The organism is Streptomyces sp. DH-12 (assembly GCF_002899455.1).
GTDB lineage: Bacteria > Actinomycetota > Actinomycetes > Streptomycetales > Streptomycetaceae > Streptomyces.
The window spans coordinates 15,977-33,000 of record NZ_PPFB01000002.1 but is presented as its reverse complement, the minus strand read 5'-3'; the positions used below and the strand labels follow the sequence as shown (position 1 = coordinate 33,000).

Genomic DNA, 17,024 nt, shown 5'->3' with positions numbered 1-17,024 from the left:
CTGCATCGATGACGCTGCGTGAACTGTTCGGACCGGACCGGCGTCTTGTCGTACCGGTCTTCCAGAGACCGTACGTCTGGACCGAGGACAGGAACTGGCGGCCGTTGTGGGAGGACGTCACCGCTCTGGTCCGCCGGAGGCTGGCGGGGGACGAGGTCCATCCGCATTTCCTCGGTGCCGTGGTACTGGACCAGCTGCCGACCCCCACGGGGGCGATGCCCGCCCGGCAGGTCATCGACGGCCAGCAACGGCTGACGACACTGCAAGTACTCCTCGCGGCGATCCGCGACGTGGCGAGGGAACTCGACGTCCACGACAAGTACGTACGCGCGCTCGCCAAGCTCACCGCCAACGACGACGACATGGCCGACGACCCGCACGCGCTCTACAAGGTGTGGCCCACCCACATCGACCGGGCGTCCTTCCGCGACATCGTGGACGGTCGGCTGCGGCGGGCCGCCGACGTCGCGGCCCCCGCCGCTCCCGGCGCCCCGGCGATCGTCCAGGCGTACTGGTTCTTCCGCGACCGCACCGTCGAGTGGGCACAGGAGCTGAGGTACGAGAGCACGGTGGACGAGGGCTTCGACGCCCTGGTGCGCGTGGTGCGCGACAAGTTCGAGCTCGTTGTCATCGACCTCAAGCCCGAGGACAACGCCCAGGTCATCTTCGAAGCGCTCAACGACCGCGGCACCCCGCTGCAGGCCTCCGACCTCGTGAAAAACCTCGTCTTCCAGAAGGCGGAGGAACAAGGGCTCCCGGTGGAGGAGCTCTACCGGGACGTGTGGGCCCAGCTGGAGACGCCCGACTGGCGCAAGGAGGTACGGCAGGGAAGACTGAAGCGCCCTCGGCTGGACGTCTTCCTCACGCAGTACCTGACATGCGAGCTCGCCGAGGAGGTACTGAACCCCGAGCTCTTCCTGACCTTCCGCAGGTACGTCGCGGACTCCGAGATGCCCCTGGCCGACCTGATGCGCGGCATGGTGGACCGGGCGGACGCCTACCGGAAGCTGACGGCCGAGGACCAGCCGGCCACCCCGGAGGGGCGAGTCCTGCGCACCGTCGGCGTCCTGGACGCCAACACCGTCCTGCCCGTCCTGCTGTGGCTGGTCACCCGCTTCGACGAGGACGACCGTGCCGGTGCGATGAGGGACCTGGACTCCTACCTGGTGCGCCGCACGGTCTGCCGCCTGACGACGAAGAACTACAACCGGCTCTTCCTGGAGCTGCTCAAGGAGCTGAAGGCCAAGGACGACCCGGCGGTGGTAACCGACTTCCTGCTGCGACAGGACGCCGACTCCGGCTACTGGCCCCGCGATCACGACATCCGATACGTCTTCCGCTCCCAACCGCTGTACAAGCACCTCACCCGCGCCCGGCTACGGCTGGTGCTGACCGAGCTGGAGGCCACGCTGTACTCGGGCAAGACCGAGCGGATCGTCCACGACGGAGAACTGACGATCGAGCACCTGCTGCCCCAGTCCTGGGAGGCACACTGGCCGCTTCCGGACGACGCGGGCCACGGGAGCGTGGAGGCTCATCAGCGCCGGGAGGCACTCGTCCATACGCTGGGGAACCTGACCTTGCTCACCGGCAAGCTCAATCCGGCGGTCTCCAACGGCCCCTGGGAGCGCAAGCGCGCCGAGATCCTGAAGCACAGCGCGCTGTCCCTGAACCGTTCGCTGCCCGAGCGGTGGGACGAGGACACCATCATGGCCCGGGCGGACCATCTGGCGGAGGCGTTCTGCAGGCGCTGGCAGCGTCCGGAGGGAGGCGCATCCGCTCTCCCGGTCGCACCTCTCTCGACCTCCGTAGCGGCGGCACGGACGAACACACCCGTCGACAGGCCGGCGGCGGTCAAAGTGCCCCAGCCTCGCCGTGACGTCGCCCTTCACATGCGCGAGGCCTTCGCGGGTCTCCCGGTCGGGAGCGTTCTGACGGTCGCGCAGATCGTGGCGGCTCGCACCAGTCAGTACGAGGCCGGTGAGATCAGCGCCGGCGCGGTGACCGCGCGACTCAACAGCGACAACGTTCCCGGCATCCGGGCCGTTCTCGGCTCCAGTCCGCTGTCCGCCCGCAAGATCACCTGACCCGTCCTCGCTGCGGGACGAGTGATCGGCAGGTTCTGTGGGCCGTCGCGGGAGAGGCTCAGGCCGGCCGCATCCATGGATCGAGGACCGTGAAGTCCTGGTCGTGAGGTAGTGGGACGGCACGACGCGGTGAAGTCTTTCGCGGGTGTGGTGGACGAACCCAGTCCCAGTCCCAGTCGGCGTCGGTGATCTCGTCGTCGACCGAGAGCACCCGTTCTCCTGCGACGACCGCTTGGTGCCGACGGGCCGTTGCCGAGTACGTGTCTCCCGCCGCTGACCCCGGCCGCCGCCGGTGTCGAAGAGTTCCGTGCACAGGACACCACGGTGGCGTCATGAGGCCGGGGGCCTTTCGGTCCTCTGCTCCCGAAGCTGCCACGTGCGGGTCCGGGATGGTCAGCGTTGCGTCGGCTTGTGGTTCTGCTGCTGCGGCTCGGTGCCGCCCCGGCGCAGGTGTCCGGCCTGTTCTGCGGCGGCACCTGGCTTCTTCGCGGTGCCGTTCGGCTTCTTCGTCCCGCGCCGGGTGGTCGACTTCCCCCGCGCGGCTGCCGCGGAGACCCGCGCGCCGCGCCCGTCCTTGGCGGCAGGCAGCGGCCGGGCCAGCGCCTCCCCGATCTGGCGCATCGCTGGGATGTCCACCGTGGCGGAGGCTGCATCGCGCGACGCCGGCGGCAGCCCGCTGCGGCCCCCGCCGGGGGAGGCGTAACCGGTCGCGGCGTCCGCGACGCCCCGCAGAGCATCGGCGGCCGGTGCGTCCGAGCCGTTCCCCTCGGCCCGCCGCCGCAGGTGGTTCGCCGCCGCCTGCGCCCATCCGGCGACCTTGTCGCACGCGGCGATCGAAACCTTGCGGAAGAACTCACCGACGCGGCCGTCCCCCGTCAGCCGGTCGAAGCGCTCCCCGGCCCGCTCCTTCATGACACGGAACAGGTGGCCGAACGCGCCGCGTACCGTCTGGATCTGCTGCCACTCCGGGAGGTCCTGGAGCGTGGTGGCGTGTGTGTCGGCCTGCTGTAGGGCGGTGTTGACGTCGGCCGCCTGCTGGGGGACGGACGGGGGCTCCGTCGCTTCCACCGACTCGTCAGGGGCGGCGGCGTCCTGGTCGGTGGCGGCGGGCGGCGCCGCCGGCGTGGCGGGAGCGACGACCTCAGCGAAGGCGCGTTGCAGCGTCGCCAGGTCGACTTCGAGGTCGGCGACCAGGTCCTGGGCGGTGCCGTTCTCCGGCGGCACATGCTCCTCCCAGGCCTCCAGGACCGCCTGGAACTCGGCGCGGACGTCCAGCGGCCCGGCCGGGGGTTCCGTCACCGCGGTGTCCGCGGGCGGGGTCTCCGCGCCGGTCCACAGCGGCAGCTCGCCGGGCTGCGCGGCGGCTTCCGGCTGCACTGTCTGGAGGGCGTCTTCCAGCGCCCGGCGGATGCCGTCGACGGTGGAGTCGAGGGCCGAACCGTCGTCCTCGGGAGGTGCCGCACCGTCCGGGCTCTCCGGACCCGCAGCGTCCGTGGGCTCCGCCGGTGCTGCCGGAGTCTCCTCTCGCGCCGCCTCGCTGGTCTGTGAGTCCGGGACTTCGGGACTTTGGGACTCCGTGGGTTCCTCGGGCGCTCCGGTGTCCGCCGCGGCGGCGGGCTCCGGTTGCACCTCGGGCCCGGGCTCGGTGGAGGCAGCCTGTTCCCGGACGGCGGCCCGCTCCGCCTGGACCGCGGCGAGCGTGGCCTGCACCTGGTCCTGCAGACGCCGGGAGTCGTACAGCAGAGAGGTCAGCGGGAAGGCGAGCTGACCGCGTACGGGATGGCCCGGGTCAACCGGCAGCGCGCCGCCCCAGGCGTTGACGGCTCCCTGCACGGCGTCGAGGTGCTCCGTCATCTGCTGCGAGCCGTAGTCCTCGGGCACCGCGGCCGCCAGGCCGTCGAGGGCGCCGACCAGGGCACGGAAGTGCTCGTTCTGCTCCGCATCGGGGTAGGCCCGGGCGGCGGCGAGAGCCACCGCCTCGCGGTGCTGCAGGGCGGCGTCGCGCAGGGTGGCCCGCAGCACGTCCACCCGCTGCCGCGTCTCGCCGCCGACGGCCGCGCCCGCCGGCGGACCGTAAGGGGCACCGGTGAACGCGGAGTGCATGACCGCCGCGTGGGCGGCCGCTTCCTGCGGCTCATCTGCCAGGTAGGTGAAGTCGGCGGGTTCGGCGGCCAACCGTGCGAACCAGCCGCCGTCGCCGCCCGGGTGGACCGTGGCGATGACGAGGTCGCCCCGCAGTACCTCGCCGGAGTCGACCGGCTGGCCGTCCAGCCCGGACAAGCGCAGCTGATAGCCGGGGTCGCCCGCGAGCGGGAGCGTCTCGAAGTAGCGCTGTGGTGCGGGCGGTTCCTCGGTGATCGGTTCGTCCGGGGCGTCGGTGGTCTCCGGGATCGGCGGGGTGGTCATGGTCGGCTCCTCCGAAGCGTCTCGCGCCGTCTCGTCACTGGGGACGTCCTCCCCTGCCGGGGGCGCGGCCGCCGTGTCGGGCTCCGGCGTCTGCTGGTCGCCGTCCGTCGTCTGGGGTCGGTCCTGCTCGAGGAACGACGCTTCGCGCCGTGCTTCGTGCATCCCCTCATCCGGGACCGCGCCTGCGGGCTCCGGTGCGTCCTGGGGGACCGGCACGCCATCCGGTGCCGGATCGCTGTCCGCGGCGGTACCGCCTGGAGCGGTGTCCTCCGCGGTGTCGCCCGGAGCGTCGTCGGCGGCCGGCGGCTCCGGTGCTTCCTGGGGTTCCGGTGCCGGGGTGTCGTCCGTAACGCTCTCCGGCTCGGTGTCCGTCGCGGTCGGTGTGCCTGCGGTCGGTTCCCCGATGCCTTCGGCGGCCGCGGCCGGGGCGTCGGGGACCGGCTCGGTGCCGGTCTCCGGGGCGTCGTCGGCATCGGCGGGCGGCTGTTCGGCGGGTTCCGTGTCGGCGGCCGCGTTCTCCGGGGCGGCGGTGTTCTGCTCTGCCGAGTTCGCGGTGAGGGTGGCCAACTCCGCCTCGAAGGCGGCGACCGTCGCTTGTGAGCGGGAGGCCAGGAGGGCGGCGGCCTCCCGTACCTGCCTCAGCGGGGTGCGCAGGTCCTCGTCGACCACGGGCTCCAGGACCGCGCTCCAGACCGCCACCGTGTGGACCTCAAGCACGAGGTCGTCGGGCGAGGCTGAGGGGCCCTCCCGCAGCATCCGCTCGGCGTCCCGGTAGACCGCCGCCAGCTGGGCGACGGGGTTGGTCGGGATGCGCTGACCGTCCGAGCGCTGCTGCCGGTCCGCTTCGTAGAAGCGCTGGACGGTGGGCAGCGCCTCCCACTGCGCGAACGCCGTGCTCAGCCGCTTGATATCCGCCTGCGCTTCCTCGTCGGTGTCGTACGGTCCGGCGACGTCGAGAGTCGCCAGGTCGACATCCGGGAGCACCACGTCCAGCTCCGGCAGTTCAGCGGCGGCCGGTACCTCAGCCGCTGCCGACGTCTCCGGGAGGTGGGCCTGGCGGTGCGCCTGAGCCAGTGCCTCACCGGCGGGGACGCGGCCGGCGTACTCGGCGACATCGGCGCGCTCGGTCCAGCTGCACACACACCACGCCTCGACCCACGACGTACCCGGGCCGCCGAGGGTGACGGCCGTCGCGTGCGGCACACCGTCAGCAACCGCCGTGGCGTGGAGGCGGAGACGTTCGAGCATCGGCGCCCACGCGGACATGTAGCTGTCGACGGCGGTGCAGGATGCGATCAAGGTCCCCGCTTGTTCCTCGATCAGGAGCGGCGCCAGATCACCGGAGGCGGTGCGGCCCTCCCACTCCCGGCGGACTGTGTAGAGGGCGCCGGTCTCGGCGGTGATCGTCCACGAGCCGTCAGGGTGGTACTGGATCGCCTCCGACTCCCCGACTTCCGGCAGTATCCACAGTCCGGCGTCATGGTGCATGCGGCGGGCGACGGCGAACCCGGCGGCCAAGTCCCGGCCAGCCTTGGCCGCATGCTCAGCGACGGCCGCCAGGGCCGCGCTCTCGCCCTCGCCGGAGCCGATGCTGATCACGTCCCACCGGCCCGACGGCTCTACACCGTGCCAGGTCGCCCGCCACATGATCCCCCGCGCGCCCTTGCCCTGGGTATCGTGGGAGATTTCGTACTCGCCGACGGTCAGCCCGGGGCCGGTGACGGTGAACTCATACGGGGACGGCTCGCCGTTGCGGTCCTTCGGGCTGACGGTCAGCGTATTGACGTCGACGACCTCGGGCGCCGCCTCCTCAGCAGGCTCCGGCGCCGCGCCGCTGCCCTCCACTCCCCAGCCGACGAGTTCGAGGATGGCGACGGCCGTGCGGTCGGCCTCGTTCGCCGCTTCCACGTGGGTCGCGCCACGCCGGGCGACCAGCGCTGCCCGGTCCTGGCGTGCTGCGGCCACTTCCGCCGCCGCCCGCTTCTGTGCCGCCGCGTCCCCGCCCGCAGCCTTCACCTCCGCTCGCGCTTCCCGCATGGCGCGGTCGTCGCCCGCTTCGCACGCCTCGGCGAGGAGCTGACTCGTCAGAGCCTGCGCGGGCCACGGGGCGGTGTCTCCGGCATCCAGCGCGGCCGACAGCATCTGTCCGGCAAGCTCAGCGATCCGGTCGGGCCACTGCTTCCAGTGCAGGTCGACCACCTTCGGATCACCCTTGGCCAGGGCCCCCACAAGGCTCTCAACGTCGCGGTAGCCGAAGCGCCTGTCCTCGTCGTTCAGGAGGCGGTGAGACAGGCACCGCGCGCACACGGTGTAGTGACCAAGTTCGCTGCCCTGGTCATCGTCGACGGCGACCGTGTACCGGGCGCCCGAGCGCTTCGCCGAGCATTTGCCGACGTACGGCGTCGACGCATCGCAGTACGCGTCCGGCGTGTCGGCCATGTCGTCCGTGAGCTGGGCCACGACCCGTAGCCGCGCGTTCGGAATGGCGTCCTGGGCTGAGTTCCAGATCTTCCACTCGGCGACGTACTGCCGGTTATCCGGGCCCTTCCGAGACCAGTCCTCACCGGTGCGGCCCTGCGCGCCGTCCGGGTCGGTCAGGTGCTCCCAGCCCCACCGGCACGACGCGATCAGGCCGATACGGCCGAACCGGCGGACCAGGTACACGCCCTCTTCGAGCTGGACCCGGTCCGTGGTCGTCTCGAACTGGGGGGCCTGCGCTGTCAGGTGCCCGTGCCGGGCCCACAGCGAAGCGAACCGGGTACGGGTCGCCGAGTCCTCACGGATGCGCGCCAGCACGGCGGCAAGGGGCCGGTCCTCCAGGTTCGCGTTCCACCAGTAGGAGCCGTCAGCGTCGTGACCGGCCTCCCACTGGTCCTCATCCGGACGGGAGTACGTCACAGGGCGCAGCCGGAACGTGTGCCCGCCCGCCGTCGTCAGAATCCAGCCCGCCGTCGGTTCGCGCCGGTCGGTGAACGACACGGGGGCGATCGTCTCGCCCTCGCTGAGCGCCGCCCGAAGCCGCGCCTCTCGCCCGTCCTCGGTAGGAACGGCACCGCTGCCCGTGGTCGTCTCCGGCTCCGCCGGGCCTTCCGACGGGTCCTGTGCCGGATCGCCGAACAACCCGAGCTGTTCTGTCCCTGCGCCGGGCGCGGCCGCGCTCCCCTTTCTCCGGGCGCGGGGTCGGGCGGGGGCGGGTGCTGGCGTGGGCTGCTCGACGTCGGCCGGCGCCGCCACGAACGGGTCGGGCCGCCAGGCTCGGGGATCGTCCGGGCGGGTGGCCGCCAGCAGGACGGCCAGTTCCTCAGCGGCCCGGGTCAGGTAGGGCGCGGACGTGTCGGCGAGGTCGGCAGCCCAGAGCAGATCGTCGTGCACCAGCGCCAGGTCATCCGCGAGGTCCGTGCTGGTGAGCTGTCCGGCACTCAGGTTCTCCACGACCTGCCGCAGGGCCGACAGGCGTGCGGCGGCTTCCTGGTCCTCGCCCGCGTAGCTGGGGGAGAGGCGGATCGTGCCGAGCGCGGCGTTGAGCGTCCAGGTAGTGTCCGCGTCGATGGCCTCCCGGGGCACGGGCACCTGGAGGGCGCGGGCCACCAGTTCCGCCACCGCTGCCTGGCTGTCTTCGAGCAGAGCCGATACGGAGTCCCTGTGGCCGAAGGGGGGCCGACTCTCGAAGCGGGGCCCGGGCGCCTGCCGCATCTCGGCAGGCCACGACTGGTGATGTGCCGCCCCCACCGTCTGGTTGAGGTCCGTGACGTAGCCGATCAGCCGACCGTCGAGCCAGACCGTGGAGGACGACATGCTCGTCGGGATGATGTCCGCCCGGCCCGCGTACTGAGCCAGCTGCTCCGGGCCGCCGAACCGCTGCTCGGACTGCTGGAGGGACTCCGGGGTGTCCCGCGAGGACGTCGGCGGGGTGGCCAAGACGACGGAGGGCTCAGGAGGCGCGGGCGGGGTGCCTTCCGGGCCGGCGGGCGCGGCTTCGGCCTGCGCCTCTTCCACGGTCATCTGCCCGTCCGGGACGCCGTCGGTCTTCTCCCCCTCCGCGTCCGTCTCCGGCTCATCCTGCGGAGTTGGGTTCGGGACGCGTTCCGGCGGCACGAGACCGAACTCCTCGTACAGGTTGGCCGTCCCGTACTCGTCGCTGTCTTGCGCCAGGGATACGCCGATCTGTTCGTCGGGAGCGGGCTGGGAGGCGCCGTCTGTACCGGCGGACGAGTCCGCCTCTGCTGACTCCGCCTCACGAGTGGCAGCCTCCGTGTCCTTTGCCGCGGGGTCTACCTGCCGCACCCGGGCCTGAGACAGGGCACGCCGGTAGTCGGTCAGCGTCACGTATCCGGGCAGAAGGCGGCCGCCAAGCTCCGCCCCGGAGCGCTCAGTGTCGAACGGCCAGCGCTTAGCGCCTTCAGCCTGAGTCCACACCAAGGACAGAACGGCGAGCGACTCCCCACCCCGGCTGTTGTCGTGGGTCGTGCCAGACGCCTCGCACTCCCACACGCCCAGCGATGATTCCCCGTCCTCAGCCGCGACGGACCCGGCGCGCAGCGCCACGGCCCATCCCGCCGCCTCCGCCTCAGACGCGAACTCGATCAGGGCGGACGGAACGCCCTTGCGTCCCACGTTGGACGTGTCCCACTGGCCGTAGGCACCCACCCACCAGGAGCGGTCGATCGCCGTGCCCGCTGGGGGCGTGATCCGGGTGACGAAGCCAGGCTCGGGCTGCTCCTCCGCCCCGGGGCCGGGCTCGTCGCCGGGCGGTTCGCTGGTCTGTGACTCCGGTACTTCGGGACTCTGGGACTTCGGGGTTTCCTCGGTGCTGCTGCCGTCCTCTGGCCCCGGCGGGGCCTGCTCCGGCGGTGCTTGGGCCCCCTCCGCGGGACGGGGGCCGGAGCTGCCGGTGGGCCTGGCGGCTGTTTCGTCGGGCACAGGCGCAGGCGCAGGCGTGGGCGTGGGTGCCGGGTTCGGCGCCGGCGCGGGGGCCGTGGGCAGCTCGGGGACGGGGGTCGTCTCGTCGAACGCGGCGAGGGCGGCTGCCGCCTGGTCGACCTTCGCCTGATGGGGTGCGCGCTGCTCGGCACGCTCCGCGATGGCCTTCTTGCGGCTCTCGGGGGTGCGGTACCTCTCCGGGTCGAGCATGGACTCGGTCAGCTCCGGGAGCTTGTCCCGCTCGGTGATCGCGCCGACCACGGCGTCCAGCAGCTCCACACGGTGCCGGGCGTGCTCGATGGCCGGCCCGTAGTCGACTGAGGTCTGCTGCGCGGCGAGCAGCGTGATCTCGGATTCCAGCACCGGAACGCGTTCGCGGTCCATGAGCTGGTGGTCTTCGGCCTTCTCAAGCGCAGTCGCCAGGCGGCCGATGACGGTGCCGCCGAACTTCGGGTTGGCCAGGTCGCCGATGGAGCAGACGGATTCGCTGTGCCGCAGGTCGGGGAAGCCGACGTGGGCGCGGATCTCGCCGCCGTCCAGGATCTCCGGCCGTACCGCGAAGTCGAGGCCACCGAAGGTGCCGATCGTCGTCCACGGCCCCATTCCGAGGCTGCTGTGCCCGCGCAGGGCGTCGGCGACGGCCTGGCGGACGACCGGACCGGCCTCGCCGCGCTTGTCGAAGTCGCGGCCGCCGACCCGGATCTGGAAGGCGTCGCCGCGGATCGTGGCGGTGACCTTCGGCAGGGCGGCGTCCCGGAGGGCGATGGCACGCTGGGTGCTGGCGAGTTCATTTCTTTTGGCGTCCAGCAGCTCCGCCTGGCGGACGCGGTCGGCGGCCGCGTTGCGCCGGTCGGCCTCCAGGCCCTGGAGGTGGACCTTGGCCTCCATGAACTGCCGCATGAAGGGGTTGCCGCCGATCTCGGCGGCCATCGTGGCGTAGTCCCAGTCGCTCGCGCCGATCTCTTCGACGGTGTCGTTGTCGTCGTCGCCCTCGCCGGGCGGACGCTGGATGTCGCGCAGCCCCTCCGCCTTGGAGGTGAGCAGTCCGACCTGCCAGGCGTCCATGCTGCCCTTGGTGGCCAGGAAGTAGATGTTCACCTCCTCGTGCTGGTTGCCGGGGCGGATGACGCGGCCGTTGCGCTGGACCATGCTGGCCGGGGTCCAGTCCTGATCCAGGTGCATCAGGGCGTAGGCCCGGTTCTGGCCGTTGAAGCCGGTGCCGAGGACTTCGGTGGAGCCCATGAGGACCGCGATGCCGCCGTTGTTGGCGGCCTCCGACATCGCGGCCTTCTTCTCCGGGGTGGCGTTGTCCTGCGCGAACTGGACCATGTCGCGGGGCACGCCGCGGGCGGCGAGCAGGTCGCGCAGTTCGGCGTAGGCGTCGAAGCCGCCCTTGTTGTTGCCGCCGGGGGTGCCGCTGTTGCAGAAGACGAAGAACAGCCCGCCGGGGACCGGGTGCGGGGTGTCGTCGCGGCTGGAGACGGCGTAGGTGCGGTCCTTGTGGGCGTGGTAGCCCACCGCGATGATGTCGGCCGCCGTCACCAGCTTGTTCGCCGCGGGCGCGCTGGCGTCCACCAGCCGGGGGTCGAGCGCGACTGCGCGGCCCTCGCCGGAGACGGCCAGCATGTTGTCCTCGTCGCGGGTGACGTCACCGGCGTGGATCGCCTGGCCGCGGGCCACCAGGGTCTGGAGCCGGGCGCGCTGGTCGGCGGTCGGCTCCACCAGCACCAGTTCCGGGGCGCCGCCGGCGAGCTTGGGCCGCACGATCCCGACGTCGTCGCCGGTCTTGGTGTCGGCGGCCAGCCCCCACATCGTCTTCATCGTGGACTTCGACACGAACCGGGAGAAGCGTTCGACGATCGTCAGGCCGCTGCCGTCCGGCGCCATCTCGATGCGCTGGACCTTCTGCCCGAAGGTCTCCGACCACAGGTCCGGGCCGTGCACCCCGAACTGGTCCAGCAGCCACGGCGTCGCCAGTTCGAGCACCGAGTACTGCTCGAAGATGGAGTTCTCCATCGGCGTGCCGGTGCCGAGGGTGACGGTGGGGCGGCCGCCGTGGGCCTCCGCCACCTGGTGGTGCCACCTGAGCTTCTGGTGCAGGTCCACCGCGCGGACGCTCGCGGCCTCGCCGCCGGCCTCCTTGGAGCGGAAGCCCACGGCGGTGAAGCGGTGCGCTTCGTCGACGAGCGCGTAGTCGAAGCCCAGGTCCTCCCAGTACACCTCGCCCGGGGTGCGCATTGGCGCGGCGTTGCGCCGGATGCGGGCTTCCACCGTGGTCAGGCGCCGTTCCAGCTGCATCAGGGCGAAATTGTTGTGCGGGACTCCGCGCTCGCGCTTGAGCTGTTCCTTCAGCGACTCGATCTCGCGGAAGAGGTACAGCTCTTGCTGCTCGGGGCTCATCCGGATCGACCCGAACGCGCCCTCGGTGAAGATGACCAGGTCCGGGGTGTTGGCGCGCAGCCACTCCAGGAGCGGGCGCCGGTTGCCGTCGGCGAGGTCGTCGGAGGTGATCAGGCGGATGTCGGCGTTGGGGTAGAGCAGCTTGGCCTCGTCCAGCCATTGGCGGGCCAGGTGCGGCTGGACGACCGCGAAGGGCTTGGCGATCTGCCCGGAGGCCTTGAGGGCCTGTGAGCCCATCACCATCGTGGTGGTCTTGCCGAGGCCGACCTCGTGCGCGAGGACGACGCCCCGCTCGAACTGCATCCGAGCGGCCGCCGAGAGCTGCCACGGGTGCGGGGTCCGCTCGGTGGTGAAGCCGTCCAGGGTCGGGGCGAGGCCGTCGTAGTTGCGGACGACGTGCCCGTTCATCTGCCGGTTGTAGGCGTCGGTGAGCAGCGTGACCCGGGCGGTACTGGCGGTGCAGTAGTCCTCGAACGCCGACCGCATCGCGTCGGCCTTGTAGCGCATCGCGCGGGTGGCGTCCTCGTCGACCCCGTCGCCGTCGAGGGTGTTGACCACCATCGAGGCCCGCCCGAGCAGGGCCTTGGCGATGTGCACTGCCGAGCGCCGTTCGGTGCCCTTGAGCGCGTTGATCGCGTCGGGCACCTTGCCCGCGGCCAGGGACCAGCCGTACCGCTCGTTGTGGCTGACCTGGAGGGTCGGGTCGCCCAGGTACTCGCGCAGGAAGCCCTGCACGAGGTGCGCGGGAATCCAGTGCGCGCCGAGCTGGGCGGTGAACTGTCCCAGGCGCTTGGGCGGTGGCTGTACCGCTTCCAGTGCGGCGACGTTCACCGCGTACGTCGGATCGGTGGCGGCCGCTTTACGGGCCTGTTCGAGCTTCACCCGGACCGGCCCGGACAGGTAGGCGCCGGCGTGCTCCAGCTTCTTGGTGACCGGGTTGTCGAAGACTTCGGTGCCCAGGCGGCGGCGGGCCTCTTCGGGGGTCGTGCCCAGCAGGGAGGCGATCAGCGGTAGGTCCACGCCGCCGGTGGCACCCATCACGGCCGTCAGTGCCGTCTTCGGGTCGTCGGTGGGCTCCAGGTCGCCGCGGTGGGCGCCCGGCCGCCGGGTGAGGACCTCGGAGGGCACCGGCCGGTCGTTCGCCCGGTCCCAGTGCTCCAGGCCCAGGACGACGGCGGCGTGCGGGTCCTGGCGGAACCAGCCCCAGCCCGTGGGAAGGCGTTCGTCGTCGGCCGGCTCGACGCCGGCGGCGCGGGCGGCGTCCCTGGCCTCGTCGGTTGGCAGCGCCATCCGGGTCTGCCGCGGCCGGGACAGCGGCCCGTGCGCCATCGTGTAGGAGGCGTGCAGCCGGGCGAGCTGGCTGCGGACCTCGCGCGCACGGTCGGGGTCGCTGCCGGTGCGGTCCAGCTCTTGCAGTTCGCCCGCGGTGTCGCGCAGCGACAGCAGCATCCGCAGCTGCTCGGTGCCGGTGACACCGTCGGCGGTGATGACCCGGACCGGGTCCTCGCCGTTGACGTGCTGCCAGATCTGTCCGTCGTCGTCGGTGTAGAGGCGGCCGGTGAAGTCCGTCGCGTGCTTCTCGCGGGCGGTCTGCAGCAGCAGCGGCGCGCGGTCGGGCCCGTCCTCGTGCGGAACGTAGCCCTGACCGTCGGCGACCGCCGCGGCGGCGGAGATCTCCATCCGCTCGCGCAGCAGCCGGGGGGCCTCGCCGGGGTCGCCCTGCACCGTCACCCGTGGCCCGTACGGCCCCGTCTCGGACGTCAGGCGTCCCAGCACGTTCTCCGGGTGCTGGGTGAAGTAGGCGTTCACCGGCAGGGTGTTGCCGCCCAGCTCACGCTCCGGGGCATCGAGCCACGTCTGGTCGCCCGGTTCCTCGCCCTCCGCGCGGCGGCGGAAGACCAGCACGTCGGCGACCACGTCGGTGTCGGCGGTCTCGCCGAAGGTGCCCGCCGGCAGGCGGTACGCGGCCGCCAGGTCGCCCCAGCGGGACATGGCCCGGCGGGCGGAGGTGTCCTCGCCGTCCAGCGTCCACCGCGAGGTGATCACGGCCATGCAGCCGCCCGGCCGCAGCAGGGCGAGCTGCTTGATGATGAAGCCGTTGTGCAGGGAGTGCCCGGCCGCGCCGTAGCGGCGCTCCCCGAACGGGGCCTGCGCGAACGGCACGTTCCCGATCACCAGGTCGAACGTGCCGACCGGGGCGTCGGTGTCGGTGAACGACTCGGGCAGCACGTTGGCGTGCGGGTAGATCCGGGCCGCGATCGCCGCGGTGGTGGGGTCCACCTCAACGCCGGTCAGCCGCGCGGCCTCCGGGGCCACCCCGAAGAACGCGCCGGACCCGCACCCGGCCTCCAGGACCTCCCCGCCGTCGAAGCCGTACGCGGCCAGGCCCTGCCACATCGCCTCAGCGACGCCCTGCGGGGTGTAGTGGGCCGACAGCACGGCCCGGGACGCCTCCCGCCACTCGAAGGGGTCCAGCAGCTCCCGCAGTTCGCCGCGCACCCGGTCGTAGGACTCCCAGCGGGCATGGTCGGTCTCGAACCTGCCCTCCCACTCGCCGCCGGGCCGGTAGATCGGCTCATCGGGGTCGGGCTCGTCGAGGAATACGGTCGGGACCGAGCCCCAGCCCGACCAGCGGGCCAGGATGCGCTTCTCCTCGGTGGTGGCGCCGCGGCGGGCGCTCTCCAGCGTCCGCAGCACCTTGATGGCTTCGAGGTTCGCCTCAGCGCGGGCCAGCGGGCCGCGCGGCAGGTCAGCCGGGTCGGGGCGGAACCGAGCTACAGGTTCTCCAGCTCCCTGCGGATCGCCGCCAGCTCCACCGCTTCCGGACTCAGCGGCGCCGCCGGGCTGTCCGCGTCCTCCGGCGGCGGCAGCATCTCGCGCAGCACCTGCTCCCGCGCCGTCGCCTTGATCTGCTCCAGCTGTCCGATCCGGGCCTGGTAGCCCGTCTCCGGCTCCAGGCTCTCCTCCAGGTCCTCCTCCGCCGCGGCGATCGCCTCGCTCATCTGCGCCCCCAGCCGCTGGAAGTACCGGTCCGGGTCCTGCATCGCCGCCAGTTCCTGCGGCCGGAACTCCTCCCAGTGCCTGCGCAGCAGCGTCTCGTACTGGCTCGTCGTCGCCATCGGCCTCGCCTCCCTCTTGCTCGTTGACGGTACCGGCCAGCGCCGCCATCTGCGCCGCCAGCCGGGACTGGTCCACCCCGCGCCGGTCGACGTCGCCGCCGGCGGCACGCACCTGTTCGATCACCGCGTTGATGCCGATGAGTGCGGCGCCCATCGTCGGGATGCGCCGCTTGGCGGCCTCCCGCTCCCGCTTGGGCAGGTTCTCGTTCAGCGACTGCTCGCGCAGGTCTTCCGTGGTCCGCTCCGCGATCCGCACCAGCTCCCCGAGCAGCCCCTCCTCGAAGTGGAACGGGTAGGCCTGCATCACCTGGTTCGTGAGCGGGTTCGCCACCTTCGTCCGTGTCGGCAGCTGGTAGGGGGTGAGGAGGGTGAGCACCCGGTCGTACTCGGGGGAGAGTTCCGAAGGCCTGCGCCGCAGCCATGACACCAGCGGGTCGTGGGCGCTGATCGGCAGGTCCACTTCCCGCTCCAGGCCCCAGGTGCGGCGCGGCAGCGTCTCCGGGTCTTGGTCGTAGCGCCGGACGAGGGCGGCCATCGCGGCCGGCGCGGAGTCGAAGCCGCCGATGCTGCTGCGCTGGTCGTAGCTGGTCAGGGCGCGGAACTTCTTGCCCTGACGCTCCACGTAGCCGTAGCCGCGGTCCGAGCCGTCGATCAACACAGTGCGGCGGCCGCCGAGGTTCGCGCCCAGCCTCGCGCGAGCGGCATCCGGGTTCTGCTCCAGGCTCCGCTGGAACCACTCCGCCTCCACGGCCTTCAGCCGGGCCGCCCGGGCCTCCTTGACCGCATCGCTGTAGGAGTAGGAGGACTGCTCGTTGGTGGCGTTGAGGCTCGATCCCAGCTCGTCGCTCTCGGCGATCAGGTCTTCCAGTGTCATCTCGCCCACCGGCGTCCGCTCGCCGTAGGACCGCGCCCGGCGGGCGATCCGTTCCTCCTGGACGGCCTTGCGGTAGTCGGCGATCTGGTCGTGCAGTTCGTGCTCGCGCGGTAGGCGTGTCCACGTCCGGCCGACCCGCTCGTAGGTGCTCTCCAGCGCCTCGTCGTCCAGGTCCGCAGCCGCCGGACCGGCCAGGATGGTCCGGGCGATGCGGGCGTACCGCTCGGTGCGCACCGCCCTGAAGTGGCGATCCAGCGTCCGGTACTCCTCATCCGAGGAGTGGAACGGCGTCTTGTAGCTGTTGGCCCGCCACCATTCGCTCTCGGCGGCCAGGTTCTCGTCGCCCATCTCGGCGACTGGCGCCGTCGTGGCCACCCGGTCCAGCAGCCGCTTTCCGCGTTCCTGCCGTAGTGCCCGATACCGGTCCTCCGCCGCGGTGCTGTAGCCCCGGGACCGCTCCACGGCGGCGGCGTCCTCCGCCTCCACCAGTTCCTCGTACGACAGGCCGGTGAGGTCCAGCGGCTCCGGCTCCGGCTCGGGGTCGGGCGGGGGAGCGGGTGTGGCCGCGGTCGGCGGGGCCTGCTGTGCCGGGACGGCTGCGGCCGCCGTCGGCGAGGCGACCAGGTCCTCCGGGGTCTGGCCTGGTGCCAGCATCACGATGTTGCGGTCCTGCCGGGCGAACGCCTGCAGCACGGCGGCGAGGTTGCGGTCGCGGGTTTCCTGGTTCCACCTCCGGCCGGTCACCCGCGCCTGCCGCTGCCCGGACCAGTACAGGTTCCCGGCCTTCACCGCGCGCAGATCGTCGTCGTCGTACTTATCGGTGCCGTACACCGCGGCGACGCCGTCTTCCTCCCAGCGCACCCAGACCTTGTCACGGACGCTCGGGTCGTTCGCCGCCCGGTGGTGGCGCGCGGCCAACATCGCGAAGGAGGACAGCCGCCTGTCCCCGAACCCGTCGCTCACCAGGCGGGCGTCGCCGACCCGGCCCATCGCGACGTTGCCCCGGCGGGAGCCGGAGGCGATCTCGGTGCCGTCCGGGCCGAAGACGGTGACCGAACTGCCCTTGATGAGCGCGTAATAGCCCGTCACCCCGTCGACCGGCTCCGCTCCTTCGGGCAGAGGAAGCGGGCCGGGTAATGCGGCCGATTCCGTCTCGGACGCGGTCTCCGCTTCCGTGTCTGCCGTCGCGAGCTCATCCCCCATGTGCTTCTCCCCGTG

General features: G+C 72.0%; 2 protein-coding genes. One reads left to right on the top strand and one right to left on the bottom strand.

Features of this window, described 5'->3' with window-relative positions:
* The first annotated feature begins 8 nt into the window (after window positions 1-8).
* Window positions 9-2,087: a DUF262 domain-containing protein gene (locus tag C1708_RS33045; RefSeq protein ID WP_106416607.1), complete on the top strand. Its 2,079-nt coding sequence runs from the start codon at window positions 9-11 to the stop codon at window positions 2,085-2,087.
* Window positions 2,088-2,480: 393 nt separating this feature from the next.
* Here the strand turns inward: C1708_RS33045 and C1708_RS33040 are convergent, their stop codons facing one another.
* The gene (locus tag C1708_RS33040) at window positions 2,481-17,009 is read right to left on the bottom strand and encodes a helicase-like domain-containing protein (RefSeq protein WP_133169113.1); all 14,529 of its coding nucleotides are present in this window, start codon (window positions 17,007-17,009) and stop codon (window positions 2,481-2,483) included.
* Window positions 17,010-17,024 lie beyond the last annotated feature (15 nt).